The organism is Cysteiniphilum marinum (assembly GCF_014857925.1).
Classification (GTDB): Bacteria; Pseudomonadota; Gammaproteobacteria; order Francisellales; family Francisellaceae; genus Caedibacter; species Caedibacter marinus.
This window is the reverse complement of record NZ_JACYVZ010000067.1, coordinates 1-4,699: the sequence shown is the minus strand read 5'-3', so window position 1 is coordinate 4,699 and position 4,699 is coordinate 1. Positions and strand designations below refer to the sequence as shown.

4 protein-coding genes are annotated in these 4,699 nt (G+C 34.6%); 2 read left to right on the top strand and 2 right to left on the bottom strand.

The window, feature by feature from the left end:
- Window positions 1–99: 99 nt before the first annotated feature.
- Together IE867_RS14010 and IE867_RS14005 are read right to left on the bottom strand one after the other, a co-directional pair.
- Complete coding sequence (locus IE867_RS14010) at window positions 100–516, bottom strand: recombinase family protein (protein ID WP_192485331.1); 417 nt, start codon at window positions 514–516, stop codon at window positions 100–102.
- Window positions 517–672: 156 nt separating this feature from the next.
- Window positions 673–1,227 carry a YecA family protein gene (locus tag IE867_RS14005; protein ID WP_192485330.1) on the bottom strand — a complete coding sequence of 185 codons (555 nt, stop codon included), beginning with the start codon at window positions 1,225–1,227 and terminating at the stop codon, window positions 673–675.
- A 496-nt stretch (window positions 1,228–1,723) separates the two neighbouring features.
- On the opposite strand from IE867_RS14005, the gene IE867_RS14000 reads away from it, so the two are divergent.
- Window positions 1,724–2,713, top strand: coding sequence for a ParA family protein (locus tag IE867_RS14000; RefSeq protein WP_192485329.1), 990 nt, complete (start codon window positions 1,724–1,726; stop codon window positions 2,711–2,713).
- A gap of 26 nt (window positions 2,714–2,739) precedes the next feature.
- Complete coding sequence (locus IE867_RS13995) at window positions 2,740–4,422, top strand: mucin-associated surface protein (RefSeq protein WP_192485328.1); 1,683 nt, start codon at window positions 2,740–2,742, stop codon at window positions 4,420–4,422.
- The last annotated feature ends 277 nt before the right edge of the window (window positions 4,423–4,699 follow it).

The window sequence follows — 4,699 nt, the reverse complement described above, 5'->3', positions numbered from 1 at the left end:
TTTGATCGTCATAAATCTGAGAAATTATTTTTTGTTTTAGCGCCATGATGATACCTTAATGCAAATAAGTTTATTTTGCACTATAGCATAAAATTTATCTTATAGGTATGTTTTTAGGAATGGACTCCTCCCCTCATTAGTACGCTCAAGTATCCTTGCCCTTTCAGCTTGAGCAACACAGGTTAAAATCATTATCACCATTGTACCCATGCTACCCTCGGTGCTAATGCCATCGTCAATGAATTTGATAGACACACCTAACTCGTCAAAGTATTTAATAATGTTAACCATATCAGCAGTATCACGACCAAGGCGGTCAAGCTTAGTGATTAAAATACAATCGCCCTGCTCTACTTTGAGTTTTAATAACTCTAACCCATCACGTTCAGCGGTGCTGCCTGTTTTTTTATCAGTGAAAATTCTCTTTTCTGCAACACCCGATTTTTTGAGGGAATTGATCTGCAATTTTAAACTTTGTTGACCAGTTGATACTCTGGCATATCCAAAAAGGCGCATAATTGTAGATTTAATCGATTCTTATACACTGGTGTATATTGTATAGCAAAAAACGATTTTTTCTACACTATTTCAGGCTGATTTTCGAGTGTAGAATATATTATAAGTTTTTATACATTGGACAAAATGGGAAGATTTTTACAGAAAATAGCAATCTCAATATACCTCATCTCGCGGAATAGCAGATGCAACAGAAAAACTAACATCACCATTTGCATCTTGATCAATTCGATAATCAACTATCATTCTATTAATATTGGGGAAAAGTTTAGCTTTCCTTTCCTTATAATATTCTAGGACTTCAAAAAAATCAGGCTCTGATATACCGTGAACACTAATTGTCTTATATAAAATTTCTAGTTGTTCTAGCTCATCTTCCTTAGTTTTAGTATTGCTAAGAATTGTTGATGCATTCCAATATAGTATTGCTAATTCAATAATTTTAGCTGTATTTGTGCCATCACCATACTCTTCCTCCATTTCCGCTGCAAATTCACTGATCACCTCAGACATCTTAATTTCGGATTCAACATATTTAACGTTTCCATCTAACCGTTTTTCAATCTCATTCATTTGTGCTGATAATATGCGATCTTGCGTTTTGTTGCTTAAGTTACTGTTACTATAGCAGCAATGCTTATACTTTTTACCAGAGCTACAAGGGCATTTGTCGTTTCTACCAACTTTTACTTTTTTAATATTGTTCACCATTACTTAACCTAAAAAATATCAACCAATTATATTAAACTCACATAAGATACAATATTTTGAGAGATATTTATACTCAACACTTAGCTATTTGAATATGACATAAACCTACACCATATATAATAAGGTGCACAACCTCATAGATTGAAATTTAAACGTCACCTCATTTTTTAGTGTACGTTAGACTATAGTCTAATGTGACAGTTTGCTATGCGCTGTTCTTTTCAGTGATGCTGTTGTTATGGTGGGTCAGTATAAATGTCGTAAGACTGGAGCAAAATAAATGTCGCAGACTTCTTAAGGGTGGAGCATTATATTTGTCGTTTAGCAGTATGCAATGTTAAGTTACTCGGATCATACACATAACGTAGAATATTGACGTATAACTAAAAAACATAGCAAATTAAATAACTGTTGATATTTCTATGTGTCACAGCTATTTTGTGCTATTGTATAGATAACACTGTTTTACAGGTGCAACTATACAAGAGGTTAAAAGGTGAAATATTATACAATAAAAAACATCATGGACTTATATAGAGTAGAAAAAACAAGAAACTCAATAATATACGATGAAGATAAGAAAATTATACCTGTTGCAGATCGAATAAAGCGCGGAAGTGCTGATATTAGGGCGTGGAATGAATCACAATTACCCGAAATAGGAAAAGTTTATGGCTTTATAAAAAAACCTGAGAAAACCAAAGTAATTACTGTTTACAGTCCAAAAGGTGGAGTTTTGAAATCAACTCTATCCTTTAATATAGCACGAATATTAGCCTTAAACGGATTGAAAGTGCTTGCTGTTGGTTTAGAGGTTAGCCAAAAATCATTAACTAAGGCTATTCTTCCTCAAGTTGAAGTTAATAGCTTACAAGATATTGAAAACAACCCAGAATATGGTCTTTGGGAAGTTGCAAGAAAGGAAAAAAACATTAAAGATGTTATTAAAGTTTGCAATTTAACATCATTGCATTGTATCCCAGAAACTGCAAATTTAGGTCTACTTGATGAACATATTGAAAAAGCCACATTAAGGGAATTTTTCTTACAGCGCCTTTTAGAGCCTGTCATGGAAGATTATGATGTAATATTATTTGATAATTCATCTTACTATAGAAGTCATCTTGTAAAAAACGCCCTTGCAATGGCTACTGACGTTATATGCCCCCTTGGGTGTGAGGTTGGTGCTTTTCAATCTGTTTTAGAAGGTATTGAATTAATTAATAATTTTAAACGTGATATGTCTTTAAAGTGGGAGCATTTTAACTTTGTTCCAACCTTAAGAGATAATCGTAGGCTTTCATCTGAAATTGAAACTTATTATCGAGCCAACTTAGGGGCATCTGTAACAACCGCAACTATCCATGCTTACAAGGCAATTGCTGAGGAAAGTATTGTTGAACAACTTTCTGTTATAGAGTACAGCCCAAATTCATCACTTGCAGATGATTATTATAACTTGTTAATTGAATTGTATGGTAAGTGATAATTTCTATATAAGGCTGAATAATCATGGCGACTAAGAAACAACAAATTAGTAAACTTTTTTCTAGTGTAAGACTTGGTAATATTTCTGACCTTAAGCCTGAAGTATTAGAAAAAGAAACAAACGATAGAAAGCAAAATTCTAATATAATCAATTTAAATATACTAGATACAAACCAAGGTCAAACTGAGGACAAACTAGAGACAAACCAAGGTCAAACTGAGGACAAACTAGAGACAAACCAAGGTCAAACTGAGGACAAGCTGGAGACAAACCAAGGTCAAACTGAGGACAAACTGGAGACAAACCAAGGTCAAACTGAGGACAAACTGGAGACAAACCAAGGTCAAACTGAGGACAAACTGGAGACAAACCAAGGTCAAACTGAGGACAAACTGGAGACAAACCAAGGTCAAACTGAGGACAAACTGGAGACAAACCAAGGTCAAACTGAGAACAAACTGGAGACAAACCAAGGTCAAACTGAGGGCAAACTGGAGACAAACCAAGGTCAAACTAAGGACAAACTAGAGACAAACCAAGGTCAAACTGAGGGCAAACTGGAGACAAATCAAGGACAAACTGAGGACAAACTGGAGACAAACCAAGGTCAAACTACATATGAAAGTTCCTATAATCTGACTTATTCCTCATTATCAGGTCTTCAAAAGCGCATCGTTATGACTATCTATGATTTAAGCTATCAGGAAAAAGATAAAACAACAAAAGAACTGACAATAGATGAGCTTGCAAGTAAGGTAAATGCTGCTGTTTACAGCATTAAGAAAACAATAAATAGGCTTGTTTCGGAAACGAATGTACTTATCAGAGTAGCATATAAAAATGGTCGCGGTGGCTGGACTAAATATAAACTTTGTACATTTATCTTTAATGAATTAAAGCTATTAAGAGTTAATACTGAAAATAACAATCCTCCTATATATAATAGTAATACTACTACTAATACTATAAACAAATATAGTAACGACACCAAAGAACAAAAACCAACCAACACCCAAAACGATCAATTAATCGATCTAATCAAAAAGCAAAATGATCAATTTCAACAACAGATAGCCGAACTCCAAAAACAATTTTTGCAACAGGCTCCACAAACTCATGCTGAAACAAAAAATGTCACTGCGACAGACGAAACCAACACTCTTGAATCAGACAATGAAGATTGGGCTGATCTTGATTTTTCATCATTAACTGAATTTGGCTTTACTAAGCGTCACGTTACCCAGATTAAAAACTTTAATAAAAACTTAGACGCTGATAATCAACTGACTGTTGATAGCGTCCAAGAGTCCATTGAACATTATGGGTGGGCTTTACGTAATCGTTTAGAGGAAATGAAAGGGTACGCACCAGATAATAACCGCTTACGTGGATTGATAGGGGTACTTAAAAAGGGTGGTAACTGGACAGAAGCGAATTACAAGTCACCAGAAGATTTAGCATTTGAAGCGTCATTGATCGCAAAAAAAGAACGATTAGAGAAAATCAAAGCGCAAAAAGAAGAGGTGTTTAACCTTGAGTTTGAACTATGGCGCGAATCTTTAACTGCAACTGAAATTACGGACATTGAGGAAAAGGGCGAACTTCAAGGCAAGATGCCACCCTCAGCTTTCAAGAATAAGGGTGACAACAAGATGTACGTAGCTGCCCTGAGAACGTACTTCAAACAGAACATCTACAAGGGGTAATATATGGTAAACTGTAATTGTCGTCAACAAATTAACTTCAATAAAAATCAAAGAGGTTACTAATCATGGCAAAAATCCCACCAGAAAAAGTTTTCAATAAAACTGATCTGCATGGCTACAACACATGCTGTAAGTTTTACCCAAAAGCAAGAGTCCATTCCTAAAAACATACCTATAAGATAAATTTTATGCTATAGTGCAAAATAAACTTATTTGCATTAAGGTATCATCATGGCGCTAAAACAAAAAATAATTTCTCAGATTTATGACGATCAAA

What these genes read in the sequence shown, in the direction of transcription:
- IE867_RS14010 (WP_192485331.1), bottom strand. Translation starts at nt 516, where the DNA reads ATGCGCCTTTTTGGATATGCCAGAGTATCAACTGGTCAACAAAGTTTA.
- IE867_RS14005 (WP_192485330.1), bottom strand. Translation starts at nt 1,227, where the DNA reads ATGGTGAACAATATTAAAAAAGTAAAAGTTGGTAGAAACGACAAATGC.
- IE867_RS13995 (WP_192485328.1), top strand. Translation starts at nt 2,740, where the DNA reads ATGGCGACTAAGAAACAACAAATTAGTAAACTTTTTTCTAGTGTAAGA.